The 240-nt window shown below is 70.8% G+C and carries 1 pseudogene; it reads right to left on the reverse strand.

From position 1 onward, the window contains the following. Positions 1-240, reverse strand: a pseudogene (locus QP415_RS12785) (2-amino-4-hydroxy-6-hydroxymethyldihydropteridine diphosphokinase); the annotation flags it as partial.

Below are 240 nucleotides of genomic sequence, written 5' to 3' on the forward strand. Positions count from 1 at the left end.
GGCGGAGGCCTCGGGCGCATCGACGACGGGTGCCGGTAGCTCGGTGGCGGGCACTCCCGGGCGGGTCACAAGGTTATCGACCTGGCTGATTTCGCCTGTCAGGGCCTCGATGAGCTCGCGCATGTCGGCGCTGGCCTGCTCGGCGCGCTGTGCGAGGAGCTGGTCGGAGTCAGCCATGACGGCCGCCGGGTCTTCGAGCCAGTCGTCGACGGCGTCGATGATGCCCTCGCGGTCGGGGGT

Source organism: Pauljensenia sp. UMB3104 (assembly GCF_030217285.1).
In the GTDB taxonomy this organism is placed as follows: Bacteria; Actinomycetota; Actinomycetes; order Actinomycetales; family Actinomycetaceae; genus Pauljensenia.